General features: G+C 45.5%; 23 protein-coding genes. 9 read left to right on the top strand and 14 right to left on the bottom strand.

Features of this window, described 5'->3' with window-relative positions; all coding sequences use genetic code 11:
• Positions 1–384: 384 nt before the first annotated feature.
• Positions 385–1,011, bottom strand: a complete 627-nt coding sequence (upp, locus tag OH455_RS22260) for a uracil phosphoribosyltransferase (protein ID WP_019275559.1) — start codon at positions 1,009–1,011, stop codon at positions 385–387.
• Between the two features lie 178 nt (positions 1,012–1,189).
• Between upp and purM the strand changes: the two genes are divergently transcribed.
• From purM to OH455_RS22235, 5 genes are all read left to right on the top strand, one after another.
• Positions 1,190–2,230 carry a phosphoribosylformylglycinamidine cyclo-ligase gene (gene purM / locus OH455_RS22255; protein WP_206376737.1) on the top strand — a complete coding sequence of 347 codons (1,041 nt, stop codon included), beginning with the start codon at positions 1,190–1,192 and terminating at the stop codon, positions 2,228–2,230.
• Between the two features lie 3 nt (positions 2,231–2,233).
• Positions 2,234–2,875, top strand: coding sequence for a phosphoribosylglycinamide formyltransferase (purN, locus tag OH455_RS22250; protein WP_269982820.1), 642 nt, complete (start codon positions 2,234–2,236; stop codon positions 2,873–2,875).
• Between the two features lie 119 nt (positions 2,876–2,994).
• Positions 2,995–3,645 (top strand): tellurite resistance TerB family protein, encoded by a 651-nt coding sequence (locus tag OH455_RS22245; protein WP_269982819.1) that lies wholly within the window; start codon positions 2,995–2,997, stop codon positions 3,643–3,645.
• Between the two features lie 126 nt (positions 3,646–3,771).
• Positions 3,772–3,978 carry a YaeP family protein gene (locus OH455_RS22240; protein WP_045974599.1) on the top strand — a complete coding sequence of 69 codons (207 nt, stop codon included), beginning with the start codon at positions 3,772–3,774 and terminating at the stop codon, positions 3,976–3,978.
• Positions 3,978–4,169: a DUF4250 domain-containing protein gene (locus OH455_RS22235; RefSeq protein WP_045974598.1), complete on the top strand. Its 192-nt coding sequence runs from the start codon at positions 3,978–3,980 to the stop codon at positions 4,167–4,169. The genes OH455_RS22240 and OH455_RS22235 overlap by 1 nt, the downstream gene beginning before the upstream one ends.
• Positions 4,170–4,232: 63 nt before the next feature.
• On the opposite strand, the gene OH455_RS22230 is transcribed toward OH455_RS22235, so the two are convergent.
• Together OH455_RS22230 and purL are read right to left on the bottom strand one after the other, a co-directional pair.
• Entirely contained in the window at positions 4,233–4,583 is a 351-nt protein-coding gene (locus tag OH455_RS22230; RefSeq protein WP_045974597.1) for a DUF3622 domain-containing protein, read from the bottom strand.
• Between the two features lie 428 nt (positions 4,584–5,011).
• Entirely contained in the window at positions 5,012–8,908 is a 3,897-nt protein-coding gene (gene purL, locus OH455_RS22225; RefSeq protein WP_269982818.1) for a phosphoribosylformylglycinamidine synthase, read from the bottom strand.
• A gap of 314 nt (positions 8,909–9,222) precedes the next feature.
• Between purL and mltF the strand changes: the two genes are divergently transcribed.
• Together mltF and OH455_RS22215 are read left to right on the top strand one after the other, a co-directional pair.
• Complete coding sequence (gene mltF / locus OH455_RS22220; RefSeq protein ID WP_269982817.1) at positions 9,223–10,749, top strand: membrane-bound lytic murein transglycosylase MltF; 1,527 nt, start codon at positions 9,223–9,225, stop codon at positions 10,747–10,749.
• A 207-nt stretch (positions 10,750–10,956) separates the two neighbouring features.
• Entirely contained in the window at positions 10,957–11,091 is a 135-nt protein-coding gene (locus OH455_RS22215) for a hypothetical protein (RefSeq protein ID WP_269982816.1), read from the top strand.
• Positions 11,092–11,134: 43 nt separating this feature from the next.
• On the opposite strand, the gene tadA is transcribed toward OH455_RS22215, so the two are convergent.
• The 6 genes from tadA to OH455_RS22185 form a co-directional block, all read right to left on the bottom strand.
• Positions 11,135–11,644, bottom strand: coding sequence for a tRNA adenosine(34) deaminase TadA (tadA, locus tag OH455_RS22210; protein ID WP_045974594.1), 510 nt, complete (start codon positions 11,642–11,644; stop codon positions 11,135–11,137).
• A 182-nt stretch (positions 11,645–11,826) separates the two neighbouring features.
• A complete protein-coding gene (locus OH455_RS22205) occupies positions 11,827–13,386 on the bottom strand; it encodes an AbgT family transporter (protein ID WP_269982815.1) in 1,560 nt (519 codons plus the stop codon).
• Positions 13,387–13,661: 275 nt separating this feature from the next.
• Positions 13,662–14,093, bottom strand: coding sequence for a type IV pilin (locus tag OH455_RS22200; protein ID WP_269982814.1), 432 nt, complete (start codon positions 14,091–14,093; stop codon positions 13,662–13,664).
• On the bottom strand, positions 14,083–15,375 hold the full coding sequence (locus tag OH455_RS22195) for a hypothetical protein (RefSeq protein ID WP_269982813.1): 1,293 nt from the start codon (positions 15,373–15,375) through the stop codon (positions 14,083–14,085). The genes OH455_RS22200 and OH455_RS22195 overlap by 11 nt, the downstream gene beginning before the upstream one ends.
• 1 nt (position 15,376) lies before the next feature.
• A complete protein-coding gene (locus OH455_RS22190; protein ID WP_269982812.1) occupies positions 15,377–16,006 on the bottom strand; it encodes a PilW family protein in 630 nt (209 codons plus the stop codon).
• Positions 16,007–16,513, bottom strand: a complete 507-nt coding sequence (locus tag OH455_RS22185; protein ID WP_269982811.1) for a GspH/FimT family pseudopilin — start codon at positions 16,511–16,513, stop codon at positions 16,007–16,009.
• A gap of 88 nt (positions 16,514–16,601) precedes the next feature.
• On the opposite strand from OH455_RS22185, the gene OH455_RS22180 reads away from it, so the two are divergent.
• A complete protein-coding gene (locus tag OH455_RS22180; protein ID WP_269982810.1) occupies positions 16,602–17,039 on the top strand; it encodes a type IV pilin protein in 438 nt (145 codons plus the stop codon).
• Positions 17,040–17,081: 42 nt separating this feature from the next.
• On the opposite strand, the gene dnaJ is transcribed toward OH455_RS22180, so the two are convergent.
• The 4 genes from dnaJ to grpE form a co-directional block, all read right to left on the bottom strand.
• Positions 17,082–18,230 (bottom strand): molecular chaperone DnaJ, encoded by a 1,149-nt coding sequence (gene dnaJ, locus OH455_RS22175; protein ID WP_045974587.1) that lies wholly within the window; start codon positions 18,228–18,230, stop codon positions 17,082–17,084.
• A 179-nt stretch (positions 18,231–18,409) separates the two neighbouring features.
• On the bottom strand, positions 18,410–20,323 hold the full coding sequence (gene dnaK / locus OH455_RS22170; protein WP_045974586.1) for a molecular chaperone DnaK: 1,914 nt from the start codon (positions 20,321–20,323) through the stop codon (positions 18,410–18,412).
• 731 nt (positions 20,324–21,054) lie between these two features.
• Positions 21,055–22,332 carry a dicarboxylate/amino acid:cation symporter gene (locus OH455_RS22165; protein WP_269982809.1) on the bottom strand — a complete coding sequence of 426 codons (1,278 nt, stop codon included), beginning with the start codon at positions 22,330–22,332 and terminating at the stop codon, positions 21,055–21,057.
• A gap of 287 nt (positions 22,333–22,619) precedes the next feature.
• On the bottom strand, positions 22,620–23,225 hold the full coding sequence (grpE, locus tag OH455_RS22160) for a nucleotide exchange factor GrpE (RefSeq protein WP_269982808.1): 606 nt from the start codon (positions 23,223–23,225) through the stop codon (positions 22,620–22,622).
• A gap of 144 nt (positions 23,226–23,369) precedes the next feature.
• Between grpE and nadK the strand changes: the two genes are divergently transcribed.
• Positions 23,370–24,254: an NAD(+) kinase gene (nadK, locus tag OH455_RS22155; RefSeq protein WP_045978002.1), complete on the top strand. Its 885-nt coding sequence runs from the start codon at positions 23,370–23,372 to the stop codon at positions 24,252–24,254.
• Between the two features lie 80 nt (positions 24,255–24,334).
• Here nadK and OH455_RS22150 read toward each other — a convergent pair whose 3' ends face one another.
• Complete coding sequence (locus tag OH455_RS22150) at positions 24,335–24,604, bottom strand: GIY-YIG nuclease family protein (RefSeq protein WP_333482731.1); 270 nt, start codon at positions 24,602–24,604, stop codon at positions 24,335–24,337.
• Between the last annotated feature and the right edge of the window lie 414 nt (positions 24,605–25,018).

The following is a 25,018-nucleotide window of genomic DNA, read 5'->3' as shown; positions in this document are numbered from 1 at the left end:
GAGAGCTGGAGAGCTGGAGAGCTGGAGAGCTGGAGAGCTGGAGAGCTGGAGAGCTGGAGAAATTTTCGAGGGTTGGCATTTTGTGTCAACCCTTTTTTTATTTCAAAGGTTAGCTTGTCATCCTCAAGAGTGAGGTACGAACGAGTTGGGGATCTCTTCAAGCTAGTCGCTGACTTATTGAGATTCCCTACTCCTTCCTGCGTCAGTCTAGGGAATGACGAAATATCACCTTGCTCTTGTCCCTAGTAGGGCGAAGCCCGCTCCCGCTTTCCAAAAGCGAAGCGCTCCCGTTATCCATAAGAGCGTTCCATAGGACGCAGTCCGTTCCAGACAACAAAAAGAGGAGCCGTTAGGCTCCTCTTATAATTCACTTAGCGTCTCAGCTTATACTGTACCGAAGATCTTATCGCCAGCATCACCAAGACCAGGAACGATGTAGCCTTTGTCATTTAGCTTCTCATCGATAGCTGCAGTAAACAGTTCAACATCTGGGTGCGCTTTTTCTAGCGCTTCAATACCTTCTGGAGCAGCAACAAGCACAAGAACCTTGATAGACTTACAGCCTTTCTCTTTCAGCAAATCGATCGTAGCGATCATCGAACCACCAGTCGCTAGCATTGGGTCAACAACCAGAGCAATACGCTCATCCATATTTGAAGCAAGCTTGTTAAAATATGGTACTGGCTCTAGTGTTTCTTCATCGCGGTAGATACCAACAACACTGATACGTGCGCTTGGCATATGCTCAAGAACACCATCCATCATGCCAAGACCTGCACGCAGGATTGGCACAACCGTTACTTTCTTGCCTTTAATCTGGTCTACTTCTACTGGACCATTCCAACCTTCAATGGTTACTTTCTCAGTTTCAAAGTCTGCAGTGGCTTCGTAAGTCAGTAGGCTACCAACTTCAGTTGCTAGCTCACGAAAGCGCTTAGTGCTGATCTCACCTTCTCTCATTAGACCAAGTTTATGTTTAACAAGAGGGTGTTTTACTTCAACAACTTTCATTTCCATCTCCGGATACATAGGTGATTTTTAAACAAACCTTCGGATTATAAACGATTTCGTTCTCAATTTCTTGCGCTAGGACAAAAGAAAAAACTCGCGCAAACGTTTGCTATATTGCTTTGTCCGCTGTTAGAATAGCGCCGATTTCATATCCAACTTTCAAACTGAGGACTTGCTTGTGAGTGCTGATAACACTTCTCTTAGCTATAAAGACGCTGGCGTAGATATCGATGCTGGTAACGCACTTGTAGACCGAATCAAAGGTGCAGTTAAACGCACTCGTCGCCCTGAAGTAATGGGGGGGATTGGTGGTTTTGGTGCTCTGTGTGAGCTACCAACAAAATACAAGCAGCCAGTACTTGTCTCGGGTACTGACGGTGTTGGGACAAAACTGCGTCTTGCGCTGGATATGAACAAACATGACACCATCGGCATAGATCTTGTCGCAATGTGCGTTAATGACCTGATAGTTCAAGGTGCTGAGCCGCTATTCTTCCTAGACTATTACGCAACAGGCAAACTGGATGTAGACACTGCTGCCGATGTCGTTACTGGTATTGCAGATGGTTGTATTCAAGCTGGCTGTGCCCTAATTGGCGGTGAAACCGCTGAAATGCCGGGCATGTACGAAGGCGAAGATTATGACGTCGCTGGATTTTGTGTCGGTGTGGTTGAGAAAGAAGACGTTATCGACGGCAGCAAAGTCGCGGCAGGTGACGCACTTATTGCAGTTGGTTCAAGTGGTCCTCACTCAAACGGCTACTCACTGATTCGTAAGATCCTAGAAGTATCAGGCGCGGACAAAAACGAAGAATTAGCGGGTCGTACCATTGGCGAGCACTTACTAGAGCCAACAAAAATTTACATTAAGTCTGCGCTTAAAATGATTGAAGCGCACGACATCCATGCTATTTCCCACATTACTGGCGGTGGTTTCTGGGAAAACATTCCTCGCGTACTGCCTGAAGGCACCAAAGCCGTTATCGATGGCAATAGCTGGCAATGGCCAGTGATCTTCAACTGGCTGCAAGAAAAAGGCAATGTGACAACTCATGAAATGTACCGCACATTCAACTGTGGTGTTGGTCTAGTGATTGCGCTGCCAAAAGAACAAGCAAACGCTGCAGTAGCATTGCTTGAAGCAGAAGGCGAGAAAGCATGGGTTATTGGTGAAATCGCCGATGCCAATGCGGATGAAGAACAAGTAGAGATCAAATAAATTATGAAGAGTATTGTTGTTTTAGTTTCAGGAAATGGTTCGAACTTACAGGCGATTATTGATGCTTGTGAAACCAAGATCAGTACTGGCCGAGTGACCGCTGTTTTTTCAAACAAAGCAACAGCTTATGGTTTAGAGCGAGCTAAGAAAGCGGGCGCAGCCGCACACTCTTTGGACCCAAAGTCATTCGATACCCGCGACGCGTTTGATCATGAATTGATGAAGCAGATTGATGAATACAAGCCAGATGTGATTGTACTCGCGGGTTACATGCGAATCTTAAGTGGTGAATTCGTTCGCCACTACAGAGGTCGAATGATCAATATCCACCCTTCTCTACTACCAAAATACCCAGGTCTGAACACCTACCAGCGAGCCATTCATGCTGGAGATGAAGAACACGGCACCAGTGTTCACTTTGTTACTGAACAGCTGGATGGTGGCCCGGTAATCCTACAAGCTAAAGTGCCTATCTTCGACGAAGACACAGTTGAGACGTTAACCGAACGTGTTCAGACGCAAGAACATAAAATTTATCCTCTGGTCGTACAGTGGCTAGTTGAAGAACGCCTGATCATGAAGGATGAAAAAGAAGCCTATCTCGATGGTAAGCTGCTTGGAATCCACGGTCACGCAGAAGACTAATACGCTACTAAACCCGATCAAATACAAAGACGAGCTCATGCTCGTCTTTTTTCTTTACGACTGTTAATCCTCTATTCATCTTCGCTACCTTATCCTGACAAAAATGACGGAGGTAACGTATGGATCTTAAAAGCCTACTCAATCAAGCCCTTAGCTCAGACATTGTCCAAAAAGGGCAACAGCAGCTTAAGCAGCAATCCAATTCAAACACTCTAAAGTCTTTAGGCGCAGGAGCCGTGGGTGGTGGCTTAGTGAGCCTATTAATGGGTTCGAAGAAGAGCAAAAAGATGGGTAAAAAAGTCGGCAAAAACGCGCTAAAGATTGGTGGCGTCGCTGCGCTTGGCGCATTGGCTTACAAAGTCTACAACGACTATCAAGCTAAGCAGCCTACAGCATCTCCACAAGAAACCTTTAATTCAAATGACAATATCCATGACGAGTTAATAATCAAAGCGATGATTGCCGCTGCAAAAGCAGATGGTCATGTCGATGCAGAAGAAATGCAGCGCATAGAGTCCACACTGAAAGAAGCAGGTGCGGATACTGGGTTACAAACCATGCTACACAATGAGCTTAACAAACCTCTCGATCCAAGCGAAATTGCTCGGCTCGCTAAGTCACCACAACAAGCTTCAGAGATTTATCTCGCATCTCTAATTGTTGTCGATGAACAAAATTTCATGGAGAAAGCCTATTTGCAGGAGTTAGCCAAGCAGTTACAACTTGCCCCAGAAGTAACTTTCCAGCTTGAACAACAACTGCAAAACTAAGCCAAAGCGAATAAAGATCCAGCAGCTCAGCCCAGAGTTTGAGCCAGAACAAACCGCTGCTTTGAGTTTCATTGGCAGCCTGTGTATATTTGAGAGCAGTTCTCATTTAATTATTAGGTTAACAATATGAAAGTATATGATTGCTGCGACTTGGTCCGCGAACTCTACGCGCAAATCGGCAGTGGCGACCAAGCCTATGTACCTAAAGCGATTGCTTGTTCACTACGAGCGTTAAACGATATTGCAGCGGATACTAGTCTATCGCAACATGTAAGAGACAAAGCGGCGTTTGCAGCAGCGAATCTGCTGATTTCAGATTTCGAGGATAAATAATGAACTTGGTGAACTTTGAGACGATGGATCCAATAATGCTAATGAGCATTGTCAACATGAAGCTACGCGATGACTTCGGCGGTGACTTAGACAAGCTTGTTGCTTTCTTTGACATAGATAAATCAGCGCTAGAAACCAAGTTAGCCTCTGCTGGTTTTGATTTCTTACCTGAAGCTGGTCAGTTCCGTTAATCTGCCGTTGATTAGATACAAAAAAACCGCCTCGCTGGCGGTTTTTTATTGAATAACGATTTATTACTCTTCTTCGAAGAAATCATCTTCATCGTCAAGTTCAGCTTGCGCTGCTGCTGCGCGTTTCGCTTCTTCATAGCGTGCTTTCTTTTCAGCGGCTTCTTGAGCTAGACGTTCTTCACGTTCAACACGAATTTTACGTGCTTCACCTTTGCGTTCGTTACGTACCGCTTGGTTTTGAATAAAACCTGCTAGTTCTTTCTCCGCCCATTCTTGCGCTAGAGCTTCAGTTTCAAAACCTGCTTCTCGCTTAGATACAGATGTTTTACGTGATGTCACTTGGCGAGTAATTTCTGCACACCAACCATTACGCTTTTCAGTCACACGAATGGCAAATTTTTTGTTGTTCGACATATTCATTTCCTAAGGGATTCTAATAGAGTATCGAGGGATTTAGCCATCCCTTGGCAAGCGCGGTATTAGAGCGCAAAAAGTGGCTGTTGGCCAATAGTTTCTTTAAATGAGGCACTAATAATTTATTGCACCATCCCTAAGAACGAGGAATGACGTCATCCTCAAGAGTGAGGCACGAGCGAGTTGGGGATCTCACAAAACGAGTAGAAAACTAACAGAGATTCCCTACTCCCTCATTCTTCGGTCTATGGAATGACGTCCTCACATTTCGAGGACGTAGTCAGCTTCCGTAGCGAAGCGATCCATAGGACATAGTCCGTTCCCGTAGCAAAGCGTTCCATAGGGCGTAGCCCGTTCCCGATTCTAAACAAAGAAAGCGCAGACCTCTCGATCTGCGCTTAACATCTTTTTTTCTACACTCTTAGCGTTTAGCCGATGTTTTTACGTGCGTTTTGGAACATACGCATCCAAGCACCGTTCTCGCCCCACCCTTCAGGAGACCAAGAGTTCGCGACTGTGCGGAATACACGCTCAGGGTGCGGCATCATGATAGTTACGCGGCCATCTTGAGTTGTTAGACCTGTGATGGCGTTTGGCGAACCATTCGGGTTGTTCGGGTATTGCTGAGTCGCATTGCCATGGTTATCCACGTAACGCACTGCTACCGTACCTGATGATTCAATCGCGGCTAGGTGATCAGCATCACGCACTTCTACGCGGCCTTCACCGTGAGAAACAGCGATTGGCATACGAGAACCTGTCATACCGTCGAAGAATACGGAATCAGACTTTTGAACTTCCACTAGGCTGAAACGTGCTTCAAAACGTTCAGATTCGTTACGAACGAATCGTGGCCACAGGTCTGCACCTGGAATTAGCTCTTTCAAGTTCGATAGCATCTGACAGCCATTACACACACCTAGAGAGAAGGTATCTTCACGCTGGAAGAAGCCTTGGAACTGGTTGCGAGCTTGATCGTTGAACAAGATAGATTTCGCCCAACCTTCACCCGCACCTAATACGTCACCGTAAGAGAAACCACCACAAGCCACTAGGCCTTGGTACTCTTCTAGAACCGCTTGACCCGTTAGGATGTCGCTCATGTGAATATCTGTCGCTTCAAAGCCAGCGCGGTCGAATGCTGCTGCCATCTCAACGTGAGAGTTAACACCCTGTTCACGCAGAATTGCCATCTTAGGCTTAGCACCTTTCGCAATGTATGGAGCAGCGATATCTTCGTTCACATCGAAGCTTAGCTTAACGCTCAGACCTGGGTCCGAGTTGTCTTTCTTCGCTTCATGCTCTTGGTCAGCACAAGCTGGGTTATCACGTAGACCTTGCATCTTATGCGTTGTCTCAGCCCAGATCGTACGTAGTTCAGTGCGGTTACGCTCAAGAACTACTTTCTCACCAGAAGTAATCACTAGCTCATCAGATGCTTCTACAGAGCCGATTACGTGTGAACACGCTTCTAGGCCATTTGCTGCTAGCGTTGAAAGTACAGCGTCTAAATCTTCGTTCTTAACCTGAAGTACCGCACCTAGTTCTTCGTTAAATAGCGCTGCTAGTGCGTCTTCGCCCAGTGCTTCAATGTTCGCTTTAACACCACAGTGACCTGCGAATGCCATCTCAGCAAGAGTAACGAATAGACCGCCATCACCCTTATCGTGGTAAGCCACTACTTGGTCGTTCGCAACAAGTGCTTGAACGCCTTCATAGAAACCTTTTAGTTGTGCAGCGTTGTCTACATCAGCTGGCTTATCACCAAGCTGCTTGTAAACCTGTGCTAGCGCTGTTGCACCTAGACGGTTCTGACCATTACCTAGATCGATAAGAACTAGCGAAGTATCACCCTTGTTAGTGCGAAGCTGAGGCGTGATTGTCTTACGTACATCTTCAACACGAGCAAACGCTGTGATGATAAGAGATAGTGGAGAGGTTACTTCTTTCTGCTCGCCATTCTCTTCCCACTTGGTCTTCATCGACATTGAGTCTTTACCCACTGGGATAGTTAGACCAAGGGCCGGACATAACTCTTCACCCACCGCTTTAACCGCTTCGTAAAGGCCAGCATCTTCACCTGGGTGACCGGCTGGAGACATCCAGTTTGCAGACAGTTTAATGTGTTTGATATCACCGATGTTTGTCGCTGCGATGTTGGTGATTGCCTCACCCACTGCTAGACGAGCCGAAGCTCCGAAGTCTAGTAGAGCAACTGGTGTACGCTCACCCATCGACATTGCTTCACCGTGGTAAGTGTCGTAACTTGCGGCTGTTACTGCGCAGTTCGCTACAGGAACTTGCCAAGGGCCAACCATTTGGTCACGCGCGACAAGACCTGTTACCGTGCGGTCACCGATAGTGATAAGGAATGTTTTCTCAGCAACCGTTGGTAGACGTAGCACGCGCTCTGCAGCTTCGTTTAGTTCGATACCGTCGCGGTTAACTGCTGGGTTATTCGCTTTCAGTGTTTTTGCATCACGGTGCATCTTAGGCGTCTTACCCAGAAGCACACCCATTGGCATGTCGATCGGCGTGTTTTCGAAGTGTGAATCTTCAAGTTTCAGTTCACGCTCTTCCGTTGCCACACCGACTACAGCGTATGGTGCGCGCTCACGCTTACAAATCGCATCGAATACTTCCATGTTCTCTGGCGCAACTGCCATTACATAACGCTCTTGAGATTCGTTACACCAGATCTCAAGTGGGCTCATGCCCGGTTCGTCATTTGGTACATCACGCAGTTGGAAAATACCGCCACGTTCACCATCGTCTACAAGCTCTGGGAGTGCGTTAGAGATACCGCCCGCACCCACATCGTGGATGAATGCGATTGGGTTCTCTTCACCAAGCTGCCAACAACGGTCGATCACTTCCTGACAGCGGCGTTCCATCTCTGGGTTTTCACGCTGTACTGAAGCAAAATCTAAATCTTCTGCTGATTGACCAGACGCCATTGAAGATGCGGCACCGCCACCAAGGCCGATGTTCATCGCAGGACCACCAAGTACGATTAGGCTTGCACCCACAGGGATCTCTTTCTTCTGTACGTGCTCGTCACGGATGTTACCCATACCACCAGCGATCATGATTGGCTTGTGGTAACCACGAACCTCAACACCGGCGTGAGAGTTCACTTTCTCTTCGTAAGTACGGAAGTAACCAAGTAGGTTTGGACGACCAAACTCGTTGTTGAACGCAGCGCCACCAAGTGGACCTTCTAGCATGATGTCTAGTGCGTTAACGATGCGACCTGGCTTACCGAAATCTGTTTCCCATGGCTGTTCAAAACCAGGAATGCGTAGGTTAGATGTTGTGAAACCAACAAGACCGGCTTTTGGCTTACCGCCAATACCTGTTGCGCCTTCGTCGCGGATTTCACCACCAGAACCAGTCGAAGCGCCCGGCCAAGGAGAGATAGCCGTAGGGTGGTTGTGCGTTTCCACCTTCATTAGGATGTGCGCTTTCTCTTGGTTGTAACCGTACTGGCGAGTTTCTGGGTTCGGGAAGAAACGACCAACATCAGAACCCACCATTACTGCTGCGTTGTCTTTGTACGCAGACAGGACGTTTTCTGGTGTGGTTTCGAATGTGTTCTTGATCATCTTGAACAGAGACTTCTCTTGCTTAACGTCGTCGATAGTCCAGTCTGCGTTAAAGATCTTGTGACGACAGTGCTCCGAGTTCGCCTGTGCAAACATCATCAGTTCGATGTCTGTTGGGTTACGATCTAGCTTGTTCACAAACGCATCGTAAAGGTATTCGATTTCGTCATCGGCAAGCGCAAGGCCTAGGGTAACGTTTGCTTTTTCAAGCGCAGCACGTCCGCCATTTAGTAAGTCAACATCCGCGACTGGTGCAGGTTCTGCCACTTGGAAAAGTGCTTGTGCAGATTCCAAGTCAGTGAAAACCACTTCCATCATGCGGTCATGAAGAATTGCCTTAAGCTCGACGAGTTGCAGTTCTGTCAGTTCAGCAGAAGCTTCAATGTAATAAGACGTACCGCGCTCTAGACGAACGACTTTATCTAGACCACAGTTATTAGCAATATCAGTCGATTTTGAAGACCAAGGCGAGATAGTACCAGGGCGAGGAGTAGCTAGCAGAAGAAGGCCTTCTGGCTCGTGCTCTTCAATTGTCGGACCGTAAGTCAGGAGTTTTTCTAGTTTTTCAACTTCCTGAACATCTAGATCCGCTGACAGTTCAGCAAAGTGGGCAAACTCTGCGTAAATGCCAGTCACAGGAAGGCTCAATTCACGACAAAGCTCGAGAAGCTTGTTAACACGAAATTCAGATAGAGCTGGGGAGCCACGAAAAATTCTCATGCGCTTAGGTCTCTTATGCAATTGATTAAGGTGATATTGGAATAAATTCAGTCGGTTAGAAAAAATAAATTTGATGCTATTCCCTAAGAAATAAAAACCTATGCCGATTCCACCTCTTCTTTGCTGGCGCATTATAAAGGAATTATTTTTGTGATGTAACACCAAAAGCAACCGTTTGCGTCATTTTTTTCGTCAAATTTGAATTACAGCAAAAATCCTATTTTTAAATCTTTAACTCGAAGTCGCTCTGATTGTCTTGCCTTGTTATGACACTTTGATATAAATGCCCTACTGGAAGTATGAGAATGATGTGAATGAAGAAGCATTACTTGAATCGTTGGACGTCAATCAGCGCCTTGCTGTTTTCGGTATTGATGTTATCCGGCTGTCAGATTGAGTCAGAGCCCAAAAGTGATTTGGACCAGATACGTGAACGAGGTGTGTTACGTGTCGGAACTCTTAATAACCAACTGTCCTACTATATCGGTCTTGATGGCCCTGCGGGTTTGGATTACGAACTGGCTCGCGAGTTCGCCAATGAACTTGGTGTGCAATTGGAAATGAAACCAGCCTATCGTATCTCATCACTCTACCCTGCACTGGCCAAAGGTGAAATCGACATTATTGCCGCTGGTTTGACTCAATCTCCTGAACGAATGGAGCGATTCAGACCCGGACCTGCTTACTATTACGTTAGCCAACAGGTTGTGTATAAAAAAGGTCACAGGCGCCCACGTAACCTAGAGCAACTCCTTAACCTTCAGCCTACGCTTAGCGATGATGGAGAGGAGCTGCCCATTCTGAAAATTATCAGTGATTCACATGTTAAACAGACACTCAATGCCATCAAAAGAGAACAACATCCTGACTTCGCGTTTGAAATTGATCCTGAAGCAGAGGTGAATGATCTGCTTAAGCAAGTTTCTGACGGTGATTTGATGTTTACTGTCGCCGACTCCGTCGAAGTATCCCTATCTCAACGTATCTACCCTGATATTGCTCTTGCATTTGAGCTAACCGAAGACCAGCCTATTTCTTGGTTTGTGCGACGCTCAGAGGACGAAAGCTTGTATGCATTGATGATCGAATTCTTTGGCTACACCAAACAATCTGGTCACCTCGCATCATTAGAAGAAAAGTATATTGGCCATATTGGCAGCTTCGATTACGTTGATACGCGCGCGTTTATCCGTGCACTCAATTCAAAACTTCCCCAATGGGCACCACTGTTTAAACAGTATTCAGAAGAGTTTGACTGGCGTTTGGTGGCTGCTTTAGCTTATCAAGAGTCGCATTGGAATCCGCTCGCTAAGTCCCCAACAGGAGTACGTGGCATGATGATGCTGACTCTGCCAACAGCTAAAAGTGTCGGAGTAACCAATCGACTCGATCCAAAGCAGTCGGTAAGAGGCGGAGTTGACTATTTACGTCGTATGGTTTCACGCATCCCAGACTCCATCGATAAGCATGAAAAGATTTGGTTTGCCCTTGCCTCATACAACGTCGGTTATGGTCACATGATGGACGCAAGGAGACTAACCAAAAAGCAAGGTGGCAACCCGGATTCTTGGGCGGATGTGAAAGATCGCTTGCCGTTGTTGCGCCAGAAAAAATACTACAGCCAAACTCGGTATGGTTACGCCCGCGGTGACGAAGCGCGAAACTACGTCGAAAACATCCGACGCTACTATCAGAGCATCATTGGGCATGTCGAGCAGCAACCCGCTGACAGTAGCGATGTCAGCACAGATGATCTTACAGTCATCGAAGTACTAGAGAATGCAACGCTCTCAGATCAAGCCACATCAGGTGCTATACCAGCATCAGCAACTCAAGAATAAATAAGCGTACAAGTGCACAATCATTGTTTAATGATTGTGCACTTGAATTCTACTAAATCACCCATACATAATATCGTGTGATAGCTATTTCATAAACATTATTAAAATGGTAACAAATAGCTGGTAGAAATCAGTTACTCAATATAATCAGTGCCTTCAATTAAGAAAGCAATAATCTAGATATAACCCATAGTAGGAGGTTGTTTTATGCGTAGACATAAAATGCAGTCAAAACGCCTTAATAAAACGGTGGCAGCCAACCGTCGAAAAAGAATGCTCAGTAACAACAAGAAAAAAGTCATTGCTCGTCACAGAGCTTTTATGCAGCTAAGTTGCGCATAAACCCAGTAGGCAAACACCTAGATGCAGGTGTTTGCTGAGAACCTTACCCTTCTGAGCCCTTCGCCTGTTTCTGCGCTTTCTTCTCTTTGCGACGACGTTTAAAGAACGCTTGAAGTTGACCTCGACACTCTTCTTCCATCAGTCCTTGCTCAATATCGGCATAGTGATATGCTGCCTGATGTTCAAACAAGTTAAGTACTGTTCCCGCCGCACCCGCTTTTAGATCCGGGGCACCATAAACAATACGTTTAACCCGACTGTGAAGCAGAGCGCCAGCGCACATAGGGCATGGTTCTAAGGTGACGTATAGCGTTGTGTCCAACAATCGGTAGTTTTCCAGTACTTGGCCTGCTTTGCGTAATACTTGCATTTCAGCATGAGCCGTCGCATCATGATGACCAATTGACTGATTCCATCCTTCCGCAATGATCTCACCATCTTTGACTAGTACAGCGCCAACGGGGACCTCTCCCTCTTCTTCGGCCTGAGCAGCAAGCTCCATAGCTCGGCACATAAAAAACTCATCTTCAGGGGTAAATTGAGATTCTGACAAAGAAAACTCCGGTTATCTGCGTAAACGACTAGAGGTAGCAAATTCTACCCGTATGAAGGAAGAAGTAAAAGCTGGACTCTGAGCAACTAACGCAAGCTAATCTTCCCTGCTCTACAAAAAAGAAAGCGCCAGTCTCTCGACCAGCGCTTTCAAATTTCAAATACCTAAATAGTAAGCGGTATTTACATTGTGTATGTGTAAGGCGCTTGAATACCTAGAGGAATACCTAGCATCCAGTAAGCCACTAGGAAGATAGACCAACCAATTAGCATGGCAATCGAGAATGGCATCATTAGTGATGCTAACGTGCCGATACCCGTCGACTTCACGTAACGTTGACAGTAAACCACCACTAACGGGAAGAACACCATCAGAGGAGAAATGATGTTCGATACAGAGTCACCAACACGGTAAGCCGCTTGCGATAGCTCAGGAGAGATCCCCACAGCCATAAGCATAGGCACGAGAATCGGACCAATCAGTGCCCATTTTGCAGATGCAGAACCAATTAGAAGGTTTACAGAAGCTGTTAGTAGAATCATACCGATGATCGTAGCTTCACCTGGTAGGTTCATCGCTTTCAGACCCTGAGCTCCATATAGCGCAAGCATAGTACCTATGTTTGACTGCGCGAATGCTGATAGGAACTGAGCACAGAAAAACGACATTACGATGTAAGCGCCCATTGTAGACATAGTGTCCGCCATCGCTTTGATGATGTCGTTACTTGTCTTGAACGTGCCAGACACTCGGCCGTAAACGTAACCAGGGATGATGAATAGAATGAAGATCAATGGAACGATCGACTTCATTAACGGTGCTGAGAACGCTGTGATTTCACCTTCAGGAGAACGCAGTGCTGAGTTCTCTGGAATGATTGCAGCAATAAGAACAGCGATACCAACCATCATCGCCCAACCTGCGTAACGAAACGCTTTAGACTCAAGCTCAGTGAAAGAACCTAGATCTGGTGCTTTCTCTGCGTCTTCATCAATTGGCGTGTTCGCTAGGCGCGGTTCAATGATCTTCTCAGTTACATACCAACCGATAGCAACAATGATGATTGAAGATAGGCCAGTGAAGAAAATGTTCGCTAGTGGGTTAACCACGTATTCAGGGTCAAGAACTTGCGCCGCTGTCTGAGTGAAGCCCGCTAGTAGAGGATCGATACCTGAAGGGATAAAGTTTGCAGAGAAACCGCCTGATACGCCAGCAAACGCAGCGGCAATACCCGCAAGAGGGTGACGGCCAGCAGCGTGGAAGATGATACCACCAAGAGGAATAACCAGCACATACCCCGCATCTGCAGCGGTATGCGATACGATAGCCACCAGAATAAGCATTGGAGTAAGAAGCTTAGCTGGCGTGAAGTTGAGCATCTTCTTAAGGCCCGTCGTGATAAAGCCAGAAGAATCAGCGACACCCACACCTAGCATTGCGACTAGTACAATACCTAGCGGAGCAAAACCAGTAAAAGTGGACACCATGTTTGCTAAGAAGCTTGCTAAAGATTCGCCAGTTAAAAGATTATTAATTGCAAGCGCTTCGCCTGAGCGGGGGTTAATAAGGTCAAAACTTACGTTAGAGAGCAGTGCTGAAGCTGTCCAAGTAATGATCAGTGCCCAAAAGAACAGAATAGCCGGATCTGGGATTTTGTTGCCGGCACGTTCAATAAAATTAAGAAAGCGGTCCATACCACTCGACTTGAGCGATGGCGCTTTTTTTATAGCTTGGTTACTCATGGTAACTCCATATGTGATGTTGTTGTCTTAGGCCTGTAGTCAGGTTGGCAACGACCTATTTATCAACGCCATATTTTATTAAATCCCCCTTTTAAAAGCACAGGATTCCATGATTTTTTCCATATATGGAGACATATTTTGCAAAATAGCCATCAGTTCGCAACAAAATAAAAACAAACAAAACCCATAAATTGAAACAAACCTGAAACCATTTTGAAAAATATAGAGGAGGTTTGTAGGTAAAAAACTAATAGCATTTGTCTATATAAAATAAACTACATACTAAATTCATTGAATTTGGAAATTGATGTCGTCAATACAACCGATAGCTTTTTTCCATGACGATTTTTCCAGCAAACTTCTACCGTAATGAGCTTTAGTTGAATACCATTCTGTGGCCTTGCCATAGATTGACAACGTATTTGATGCTCGCCAGAAAAGGAAGGTTGACAAGCCGAAAGGGCAAAGCAGGGATCTTGATCAATGGCTTCAAATGGGTAGATTTTCTGATTAACCATTGCACCATGAGTAGTAAATCGCTCAAGCTTTGACTCTGCGAGGTAAAGGGCCTTGGTAGCATGATTCGCCCACTCTGATTTCGCTTCGACGTCAACATGAAGCTTAGCTAAAGTGAAAGCGCCACCGCTAAGCAGTAATAACGTGAGTAAAACCTCGATGAAACTCAAGCCAGATTGGTTAGAAATCATACCAACCACCCCGAACCCATAAGGTTGGATGAAGCTTTCTCGCTGGACTGGATGTCACACTTTGCTTGAACTCAGTATCGAGAGAGCCATCAATCAATGCATAGTGGTCCGGAGCATCTAAAATCAAACCTCCATTCGGATAGAAGCTACCCTGTTGAAAGTAACTCACCTGCCTCTCCTCAATTTTTGCAATAGAGGAAAATCTACCCATGATTTTTATCAGGTTTATGGATAGCCTTTCATTTTCCATTTTATCTAAGCCAGCGCTCTTAAGTGCTGATGCATCAGAAATAAAATGATAAACCAGCGCATTCAATGCTTGATGTCCCGACACCGCAACAGCTCCATTGTGCAACACTAAAATCAAGCCACTTTTCAAATGCGTACTGATAGCAATATTTATCTCTATGACTTCTTCTGATATCAAATCACACCCTCCATACACCCAGATAAACTCATGAGACTTTTCAACGAGTTTTATGATCTCTTGTCCACAGTTTTCGACAATTTGAGGAAGAGGCAAATCACTGGCGTTTACGGGTAATGAACTTGCTAAGTAATCTGGCACATAACCAAAAAGATTGGTCGCTGTCATCACTGCATACCAATTATCACGAGCAGTAGCGAAAACTTCCTTAAAGGGTTCAAGCCCTTCTTGTCGGATAAAGTCATCCTGAGTAGAAGAAAGTTGCCATGCAAATTTCGTATAATTTTTTTCGAGGCAACGAGGCTGAAGGCTTTTATCATCTGAAGAAAAATAGCGTGAAACATCCACCGCTTTCCTTGGTGGCTTGGTGGCATAACTTTGAGCGTAAAGTTCACCTTGATACCGAAGCGAAACACAAGCCCATTCTTGTTTAGATATTCTTGTACCAAGATGCGGCGAAAGGTATAGCGCACCGCTTACCAACAAATGATTGATGGCCGTGATAGCACTTTTGATCTTGAGCTCTGGAAGGAGAAAAGCCTTACTTAAGGTGACGTATCCACTGGATGCTCGGATTGTGTGTGGTCTCCCTGTGACGATTTCAAGTTCATCAAGCCCAAGTAAGCGTTTGCAACGACTCAAATCTTCCGGAATACGCCCGTTGCTTAAAACATTGACGAATGCGCAATCTAAGCCTCCCTCGGCTAGCCAGTGAGCTTTACGGCTCTCAATCTCGTTTTGGCTACGCTTTATCTGGTAGAACACACCTTTATAGCTGCCGATGATCACCATCAAGCTCGCAGCAAGTAACAAACTAGTGACAAGGATAAGAAATGCACCACGTTGCCGCCTCATTTCACCAATTCCTCTGCTTAATAGTAAACGCAAGCGACTGGGTGACTTGTGGCTGAGTAGAAAGTTTAGTGGAGAGTGTAATAGTCACCAGTGCCGAAGACAAAGAAAGGCCAGACAATCGCTCAACCTCCAGTGCAAAAGACTCAACCACGATACGGCGGCGATCAAACAAGGTGTTACAGGTGTTACCAAAATGGACGTTAAAATTCTCTGCTTCATTAACGGACATGACATATGGCAATTTTTTCTCACACACCTTAAGAAGGTCCGGAGACTGTGTCTCTCTTTGATACACTACGTTAGTGTATGCTTGCTCTGTTCCTACTTCACCTGAAAGATAGGCATAAGCGATGAGACTCGTTTGGTTATCGCCCCTGACATGGTAAGTCTGTGTTGCACCAGACAGAATCGCTCTTGTGCTAAAACTGCCATTATATCCCGCTCGATGTAAATCTTGCTTCATCGTTTGAAGAACGCTATTGGTATTTTGAACTAGCATGAGTTCGTTAGCACGACGAACGCTCACCTGGTTGTGATGGGTTAACATGCCAATAACCATACCAATAGTCACAACACTGATAGCGCTAGAGATAAGGAACTCTATTAAGCTTGTTCCTCTTTGTTTTAACACTCAGCATGCCTCGTAGCCAAGATAGGTTGAGCTTGGAGAACAAACTCGTACAATTGCGGAACGAAAATGTGTTCTAAGTTCGAGAGCCATCTGCGAACGCTGGCGAGGAAAAAAAGTGAATCGGCCGCTTTTAGGTCGGCCATGAGTGGCGTCAAAACTGATTTGATTTGAGCTATAAGTCGTCTCGATCTCTATCCCAGAAAATGAACTTCCCGACAAACGCATTAATACCTCACCCTGATACTCCTTTTCACTGTCAGTTAGCTCCAACTCCCAACTACCGTTAACGATTAACAAATGGATCCATAGTGGCTGCCGACGCATGACTGCAAGAGATTTAGCCATGACCACAAAACCATTGAGTTCAGTCGCTAACCTGGTCATTTTGGTGGTCATAGAAACAGATTCAAAGCTGGGTATCACTCGTGATACAGCAACACAAACCAGCGATAGAACGATCAGAGTTTCGACCAATGTAAAGCCACGAGGTGTTTCCCAATTTTCCATGTAAAGCCAAAGAGGAGCAAAACCATACTTGGCTCGATGCTAACATTAAGAAACAATGACAAGACACTAAAGAAAAGAGGGATTCGGAGTGTTTGGTGAAAATCGTTGCGAACAGTGCAACCAAAGTCTAAACGGAATGACTTTGATCGAATTGTTGGTGGTGACAAGTGTGATTGCCACTTTAGCTATTTTTGCCTATCCCAAATACTTGGAGTTCGTTCGTCAATCTCATCGAGCCACTGCGATTTCAGACTTAGCTAGGATTCAACTTGAGTTGGAATCCAACTTTAACAGCAGATATCAATGGGAGCACATTTTATCCGGTGGTCGATGCACTCTTTGTCAGACTGACCAAAGGCGGTTCATATTTTCTATCACTAGTGGAGCTAATACAGCTTACATTATCAAAGCGACCGCCCAAGCCGATACTCAGCAAAATCTCGATGTCTGCTTAGTAGAAAACAAAACCAACGAATTAAGCTTAGATGCGAGCAACAACCAACGCCCAACCACCTGCTGGCCATAAAAAAAGCCTGCATAGTAGCAGGCTTTTTTGCTCGTTTTTAGGCTAGCTGGTCAGATCATCAAAGAACTTCTTCACACCATTGAAAAAGCCTTCGGCTTTTGGCTTGTGCTTCGTTGCCGCTTCGCCACCGCAAGATTCTTCAAACTCTTTCAATAAATCTTTCTGACGCGTACTTAGATTCACTGGCGTTTCGACAACCAGCTTAACAATCAAATCGCCAACGCCACCGCCACGAACACCCTTGACGCCTTTGCCGCGCATACGGAACATTCGGCCCGTTTGAGTTTCGGTTGGTACTTTCAGGTTCACGCGACCATCTAGTGTTGGTACTTCGACTTCACCACCCAGTGCAGCCATTGCGAAACTAACAGGTACTTCACAGTATAAGTTGTTACCATCACGTTCAAAGATATGGTGCTCTTTCACATGAACCTGTACATATAGGTCACCCGCTGGAGCGCCCATTTCTCCCGCTTCACCTTCACCAGAAAGACGAATGCGATCGCCAGTATCAACACCAGCAGGAATCTTAACGTTAAGTGTTTTAGTCTTCTGCTTACGGCCTTGACCATGACATGAGTTACAAGGGTCTTTAATGATCTTGCCCTTACCGTGACAGGTAGGACAGGTTTGCTGAACCGCAAAGAAGCCCTGACGCATCTGAACCTGGCCATGACCATGACAGGTACCACACGTTTCAGGAGACGAGCCTTTCTTCGCACCGCTGCCATCACAAACGTCACAGTTCACTAGGGTCGGAACTTCAATTTCTTTTGAAACACCGCGAACCGCTTCTTCTAGCGACAATTCCATGTTGTAGCGCAGGTCCGCCCCGCGTTGAGCGCGTTGCTGACCACCGCCTCCGCGACGGCCACCGCCGAAAATGTCACCAAACACGTCACCGAATATATCACCGAAATCTGCACCAGCACCGCCGCCAAAGCCACCGCCGCCCATGCCGCCCTGTTCGAAGGCTGCATGACCATATTGGTCGTAGGCTGCTTTTTTCTGAGGATCCAGTAGGATTTCGTACGCTTCTTTTACTTCTTTAAACTTATCTGCAGCAGACTCATCACCCTGGTTGCGGTCTGGGTGGAATTTCATTGCAAGGCGCTTGTACGCCTTTTTAATATCACGTTCTGATGCATCTCGGCTTACGCCTAATACTTCGTAAAAATCACGTTTTGACATGTTCTTCGTCACCAATTTATTACTGCAAACGACCGATTGTCGCTTGGTGTTTGTATCACTCTAGATAAAGGCTTTGTGCAAAAGTACTTATCTGGAAAGACATTATATTTACAAACAGGCGGGCGTATGAGTTGCCCCAAACGCCCGCATATTACTTTAAGTTAACTCAGAATCGAGAATTATTTTTTCTCGTCTTTAACTTCTTCAAACTCAGCGTCTACAACGTCTTCTTCTTGCTTAGGCTGTTCACCAGCTTCCGCACCAGCTTGTTGAGCCTGAGCTTGCTGCTGGGCAATTTCCATCAGCTTTTGAGCGGCAGCCATAAGAGCTTGAACTTTAGCGTCAATCGCTTCTTTGTCTTCACCCTTACGCGCTTCTTCTAGTTCAGTGATCGCAGCTTCAATCTTTTCTTTCTCGTCAGCTGGAAGCGCTTCACCTGCTTCTTCAACTTGCTTACGAGTGCCGTGAATCATTTGGTCTGCTTGGTTACGTGCAGTAGCTAGCTCTTCGAACTTTTTGTCCGCTTCTTTGTTAGCTTCTGCTTCCTGAACCATTTTTTCGATTTCTTCATCTGATAGACCGCCAGAAGCCTGGATAGTGATCTTCTGCTCTTTACCAGTCGCTTTATCTTTCGCAGATACGTTTAGGATACCGTCAGCATCTAGATCGAAAGTTACTTCGATTTGTGGCATGCCACGTGGTGCAGGCTGAATACCTTCTAGGTTGAACTGACCAAGAGACTTGTTGTAAGTCGCTTGCTTACGCTCACCTTGCAGTACGTGGATAGTTACCGCGCTCTGGTTGTCTTCAGCTGTAGAGAACACTTGGTCCGCCTTAGTAGGGATCGTTGTGTTCTTCTCGATTAGCTTAGTCATTACGCCGCCCATCGTTTCGATACCGAAAGATAGAGGAGTAACGTCTAGTAGAAGTACGTCTTTAACGTCACCCGCAAGCACACCACCTTGAACGGCAGCACCCATTGCTACTGCTTCGTCAGGGTTAACGTCTTTACGCGCTTCTTTGCCAAAGAACTCAGCCACTTTAGCTTGAACCATAGGCATACGAGTCTGACCACCTACTAGGATAACGTCAGTGATGTCGCCTACAGATAAATCAGCATCAGCTAGAGCCACTTTTAGTGGTTCAAGAGAGCGTTGAACTAGGTCTTCAACTAGAGATTCTAGCTTAGCACGCGTCACTTTAACGTTCATGTGCTTAGGACCAGTCGCATCTGCCGTTACGTAAGGTAGGTTTACGTCAGTTTGAGAAGTAGAAGAAAGCTCGATCTTCGCTTTTTCTGCTGCTTCTTTAACACGCTGCATTGCTAGAGGGTCGTTCTTAAGATCGATGCCTTGCTCTTTCTTGAACTCTTCAACTAGGTAGTTGATCATGCGGTTATCGAAGTCTTCACCACCAAGGTGTGTGTCACCGTTAGTTGCTAGTACTTCAAACGTTTTCTCACCTTCAACTTCGTCAATCTCAATGATAGAGATATCGAATGTACCACCACCAAGGTCGTATACTGCGATAGTGCGATCACCACCTTGCTTGTCTAGGCCGTATGCTAGAGCGGCTGCAGTAGGTTCGTTAATGATACGTTTAACTTCAAGACCTGCGATACGGCCAGCATCTTTCGTTGCTTGACGCTGAGAGTCATTAAAGTAAGCAGGTACTGTGATAACTGCACCAGTGACTTCCTCACCTAGGAAATCTTCTGCAGTTTTCTTCATTTTTTTCAATACTTCAGCAGATACCTGAGGAGCTGCCATTTTCTGGCCTTGTGCCTCAACCCAAGCATCACCGTTGTCAGCCTTAACAATGTTGAAAGGCATGATTTCGATGTCACGCTGAACTTCTTCGTCTTCGAAACGACGACCGATTAGACGCTTAATTGCAAATAGCGTATTAGTTGGGTTTGTAACCGCTTGACGTTTAGCTGGCTGACCTACTAGCGTCTCACCATCTGTGTATGCAATAACTGATGCTGTTGTACGCTCGCCTTCCGCGTTTTCAATTACGCGTGGCTTGTCACCGTCTAGAACAGCAACACAAGAGTTAGTAGTACCTAAGTCAATACCAATGATTTTACCCATCAGGCTATCTCCGAATAAATTCTATTTTCGTTTTGCTATATCCCCTATGTGGGGATGGAGAATAGGGTTTCAACCCTTACTCACAAACTAAAATAATTTTGTTTGCTTCACTTATGCCCAATAGATAAGGGCTGCAAATGAGTTTTCAAGGGAATAAGTGAAAAAAAGTTAAAAAAGATTTGGGGATGTGGGATGCGGGATGCGGGATGCGGGATGCGGGATGCGGGATGCGGGATGCGGGATGCGGGATGCGGGATGCGGGATGCGGGATGCGGGATGCGGGATTGATTTTGAGGGTCTAGGTTCGTTCGTCAACCCTTTTACTTTTATTTAGAACTTTCATCCTCAAGAACAAGGGTCGAGTGAACTGAGATTATGATAGCAAGCCGAGAAGACATAGAGATTCCCTACTCACTCCTTCGTCGTTCTATGGAATGACTGCTTATACATCAGGCCATCCCAAACAACGTCATCCTCAAGAGTGAGGCACGAACGAGTTGGGGATCTCTTAAAGCGAATCGAACCCTTACTCGATCTATGGAACAACCCAGCAGAAGAATCCGAAATAGTCGTAAGACTCTTTTCTCGAAGGGCGGAGCCCGTTCCCGATTCTCGCGGGCGTAGCCCGATCTCGGAGCAACGCGTTCCCACATCCCAACTCCTTTAGCGGAGCGTCCTTAAATGAGAAAAGCGAGCCCTGAGGCTCGCTTTCTATAATCAGCATTTAAAAATTAAGCATTCGCTTGTGCAGGTTGTGCTTCTACTTCTGCCTCTTCTTTACCGATTTCACCTTCTGATTTAGCAACGATAGTATTTACAGCTGTGTCGCCTACTACGTTAGAAGAAGTACAGAACATATCATTGATACGGTCTACTGCTGCGATGATTGCAAGACCTTCTGGTGGAAGACCTAGTTGGTGAAGAAGAACACCGACCATTACCACGCCACCACCAGGTACACCACCAGCGCCAATTGATAGCAGAAGGATAGTTAGACCTAGAGTGAATACATCAGCAGTGTTGATAGGCTGACCAAACGCGTTCGCTACAAAGATAGTTGCTAGTGCGATGTAGATAGAAACACCAGACATGTTCATTGTTGCACCTAGTGGTACACCAAAGCCTGCTACTGACTTAGATACTTTTAGCTTCTCAGTTAGAGTACGCATTGTTACAGGGATCGTAGCGTTAGAGCTTGCTGTCGATAGAGAAAATAGGATCTGCTCACGAGTTGCACGTAGGAACGTCTTTGGAGAAGTCCCTGTCGCAATGCCTACTGCCATTGGGTAGAAGAAGAAGATCCAGAATACTAGCATTGAAACAACAAGTGCGACGTAGCCTGCAACAGACATGAGTGTGTTGGCATCAAGCGTGGCACCTAGCTGAATCATCAGTGCAAATACACCGTATGGCGCTAGGCTCATCACTAGACCAACAAGCTTCATCATGATTTCGTTAGCCATCTTGAACGTGCGGATCGCAGGGCCACCGCGTGAATCAAGCGCTTGAATAGCAAGACCTGTCAAGATTGCCATGAAAATGATTTGCAGCATGTCACCGTTAGCGAATGCCTGAACCGGGTTGCTCGGTACGATGTTAACGACCAGTGAGAAGATATCCGGTGTTTCAGTCGTCGTTAGCTTAACCGTTTCTGAAATCGTACCCGCTAGATTCGCGTCAGCACCCGGCTGGAATATAAGACCAACAGTCAGTGCCGCAGTAATCGCGATGATGGTGTTAAAGATGTAAAGGGCAAAAGTTTTACCGCCAAGACGACCAAACGCAGTGATGTCTTTTAGATCTACAATACCGCATACGATAGAAACGTAGACCAGTGGAACAACGAGAAGTTTGATCAGAGATACGAACATACCACCTGCGCCTTCAGCTGCGCCTAGAAGGTAAGTATCAAAAATAGCAATTCCGCTAAACAGGTACTGAATCGCAGTACCAATCAGCAGGCCAGCGAACAAGCCTATAAATATCTTGCTTGAAAGCGATTTATCCATCCTTTATCTCCAGAATGTTGTGTTTGTATTTTATGATTTTATAGTTAATTCCGCCTAAATACGCGGCAGAGTTCGCACATAATACACACAAAAGTTACAAAATAAAGCGATTGTTTACGATAATGTTACATATTTCTAATAGGAAATAAATTTTCGAATATACTTTGACCACAATGTAATTTACTGAATCAATGCGTTTATTTGGTCATTTTCAACGTTTCGACAAGATAAAAAAAGAGAGGTTTTGACCTCTCTTTTCTTTCACTTCACTAGTCTGGGGGGAGCAGTTATTTCGCCACCATCACCATCGCGGGGCGAATCACACGACCATTCAACTCATAGCCTTTCTGCATGACAAACATAACCGTGTTTGACTCGTGATCTGGGCTCTCCTGAATAGACATCGCCTGATGCATTTCAGGGTTGAACGCTTCACCTTCCGGGTTAATTTCCTTCAAACCAAACTTAGCGACCGTATCAACGAACGTTTTATGTGTAAGCTCAACACCTTCAACGATTGGTTTCACTGCTTCATTATCTGTATCGGCAGCTTGAATTGCACGCTCAAGGTTGTCGATAACCGGCAACAGTTCTTCTGCAAACTTGTTCAGTGCATATTTACGTGCCTTGTCAATTTCCGTCTCTGTACGGCGGCGCATATTTTCAACTTCAGCTTTAGCACGAAGAACAGAGTCTTGTTGCTCTTTTACTTTCGCTTCACTCGATAGAAGTGCCGCTTCAAGTTGAGCAATCTTCGACTCTTGTTCATCTTGGTCTGTTTCTTCGTTCCATTCGATATCAGCGTCAGTACCTACAACTTCTGCTTCAACTTCTTGTGCAGTGTCTTGCTGCTGTAGTTCTTCTTCTTTGATCTTGTTTTCTTCGTTGCTCATGATATCTCCAGAATTTAATTCCATCTGTACCTAAAGCATCACGTTTATCGCTTTTCGGTACATAAAAATTCGCATAAATAGCTAACTTGCCATTATTATGGGGATGAAGATTGTCGAATCAAGCCTATTTAGTGCGGAAAACCTATGAAAAAGCCTTTTGAAGTGATCGCCATCATCGGTAAACCCCGAGATCAGCAAGCCATTCAGACCCATAGAGAGCTCTATATCTGGCTCCAATCGGAAGGGTATCAGGTTTTTATTGACGATAGGTTAGCGGAAATTTTAGACGATATACCAAATGAACATTTTGCGAGCCTGATTCAACTGGGTAAAGCGGCAGACTTAGCGATTGTCGTCGGTGGTGATGGTAATATGCTTGGTGCAGCAAGAGTACTCTCGCGTTTCAATATCTCAGTAATTGGTGTGAACCGAGGTAATCTTGGCTTCCTGACCGACCTCAATCCAGAAGACTTTCAGTCTGCACTTAAAAAAGTACTTGATGGCGAATTCTTTGAAGAAGAACGCTTTTTACTCGAAGCCGAAGTACACCGCCATGGGCAAGTAAAGAGCCATAACGCCGCCTTAAATGAAGCGGTACTGCACCCAGGGCAAGTAGCTCATATGATTGAGTTCGAAGTATATATAGACGAAAGCTTCGCCTTTTCTCTGCGCGCCGACGGGCTAATTGTTTCTACACCGACAGGTTCAACGGCTTATTCACTTTCTGGCGGCGGGCCTATTTTATCACCCAGTCTAAATGCCATTTCTCTTGTACCTATGTTTCCACATACTTTATCCAGCCGCCCGTTAGTTGTAGACAGTAAACGTCGTATTAAACTGGTTGTCTCTCCAGACAATAGAGGGACTCAAGAAGTGGGTTGTGATGGCCAAGTTTCTCTACCAGTATCACCGGGCGATGAAATTCATATTTACCAAAGCCCCAATACGTTAAATTTGATCCACCCGAAAGATTACAGCTATTACCATGTACTGAGAAACAAGCTTGGTTGGTCAAGTAAGTTGTTCTAAGTATTCAATAGATTAGTGACAGAACGAGTTCAATTGTTCTGTCATTCCTGAGAAGGAGGTACGACAGAGTCAGGAATCTCTTAAAGAGAGTCGTATAAGTCTACCCAGCACCGATTCGTTTTCGCGATTAAATTCTCCTTCCATTTTCGCTTCCACTTTTTCAACTGCTTCTCTCTATAAATCGCGTCTGTGATATCAAGAAAAAGCTCATAGTAAACTAGACAGTCGATGTTATATCGCTTGCTAAATCCTCCGACACTGCCATTCTTGTGCTGCCATACCCTTGCTTTTAAATCACTCGTTACACCAATGTACAAACAGTTCCCTGACTGGTTGGCCAATATATACACCGCAGGTTGTTTCACATAAATTCCTTATACCGAGCCCCAAGCAGCACCAATAGTAGATGAGTTCTCTGAATAAAAAGTTTGAAAAAAGAACTATTGAGCGAGCCTTTACGAAATTCTCTACTTACTCCTTCGTCTCTCTATGGAATGACTTATCTAATTCACCGCCACTACACCATGACGAACAGCGTCATCCTCAAGAGTGAGGTACGAACGAGTTGGGGAGCTCTCAATGCGAGTCGAATGTAATCAGAGCTTCCCTACTCGCTCCTTCGTCGCTCTATGGAATGACATATCTAATTCACCGCCACTACACCATGACGAACAACGTCATCCTCAAGAGTGAGGTACGAAAGAGTTGGGGAGCTCTCAATGCGAGTCGCATGTAATCAGAGCTTCCCTACTCGCTCCTTCGTC

The organism is Vibrio sp. T11.5, from assembly GCF_027587155.1.
Taxonomy (GTDB): Bacteria; Pseudomonadota; Gammaproteobacteria; order Enterobacterales; family Vibrionaceae; genus Vibrio; species Vibrio neptunius.
Note: the sequence above shows the minus strand (reverse complement) of the source record. Positions and strands in the feature narration are given on the sequence as shown.

What these genes read in the sequence shown, in the direction of transcription:
- purN (WP_269982820.1), top strand. Translation starts at nt 2,234, where the DNA reads ATGAAGAGTATTGTTGTTTTAGTTTCAGGAAATGGTTCGAACTTACAG.
- dnaJ (WP_045974587.1), bottom strand. Translation starts at nt 18,230, where the DNA reads ATGTCAAAACGTGATTTTTACGAAGTATTAGGCGTAAGCCGAGATGCA.
- OH455_RS22185 (WP_269982811.1), bottom strand. Translation starts at nt 16,513, where the DNA reads ATGGAAAATTGGGAAACACCTCGTGGCTTTACATTGGTCGAAACTCTG.
- nadK (WP_045978002.1), top strand. Translation starts at nt 23,370, where the DNA reads ATGAAAAAGCCTTTTGAAGTGATCGCCATCATCGGTAAACCCCGAGAT.
- OH455_RS22215 (WP_269982816.1), top strand. Translation starts at nt 10,957, where the DNA reads ATGCGTAGACATAAAATGCAGTCAAAACGCCTTAATAAAACGGTGGCA.
- upp (WP_019275559.1), bottom strand. Translation starts at nt 1,011, where the DNA reads ATGAAAGTTGTTGAAGTAAAACACCCTCTTGTTAAACATAAACTTGGT.
- OH455_RS22240 (WP_045974599.1), top strand. Translation starts at nt 3,772, where the DNA reads ATGAAAGTATATGATTGCTGCGACTTGGTCCGCGAACTCTACGCGCAA.
- dnaK (WP_045974586.1), bottom strand. Translation starts at nt 20,323, where the DNA reads ATGGGTAAAATCATTGGTATTGACTTAGGTACTACTAACTCTTGTGTT.
- OH455_RS22235 (WP_045974598.1), top strand. Translation starts at nt 3,978, where the DNA reads ATGAACTTGGTGAACTTTGAGACGATGGATCCAATAATGCTAATGAGC.
- OH455_RS22205 (WP_269982815.1), bottom strand. Translation starts at nt 13,386, where the DNA reads ATGAGTAACCAAGCTATAAAAAAAGCGCCATCGCTCAAGTCGAGTGGT.
- OH455_RS22230 (WP_045974597.1), bottom strand. Translation starts at nt 4,583, where the DNA reads ATGTCGAACAACAAAAAATTTGCCATTCGTGTGACTGAAAAGCGTAAT.
- purL (WP_269982818.1), bottom strand. Translation starts at nt 8,908, where the DNA reads ATGAGAATTTTTCGTGGCTCCCCAGCTCTATCTGAATTTCGTGTTAAC.
- mltF (WP_269982817.1), top strand. Translation starts at nt 9,223, where the DNA reads ATGAAGAAGCATTACTTGAATCGTTGGACGTCAATCAGCGCCTTGCTG.
- grpE (WP_269982808.1), bottom strand. Translation starts at nt 23,225, where the DNA reads ATGAGCAACGAAGAAAACAAGATCAAAGAAGAAGAACTACAGCAGCAA.
- OH455_RS22195 (WP_269982813.1), bottom strand. Translation starts at nt 15,375, where the DNA reads ATGAGGCGGCAACGTGGTGCATTTCTTATCCTTGTCACTAGTTTGTTA.
- OH455_RS22165 (WP_269982809.1), bottom strand. Translation starts at nt 22,332, where the DNA reads ATGGATAAATCGCTTTCAAGCAAGATATTTATAGGCTTGTTCGCTGGC.
- OH455_RS22245 (WP_269982819.1), top strand. Translation starts at nt 2,995, where the DNA reads ATGGATCTTAAAAGCCTACTCAATCAAGCCCTTAGCTCAGACATTGTC.
- OH455_RS22200 (WP_269982814.1), bottom strand. Translation starts at nt 14,093, where the DNA reads ATGATTTCTAACCAATCTGGCTTGAGTTTCATCGAGGTTTTACTCACG.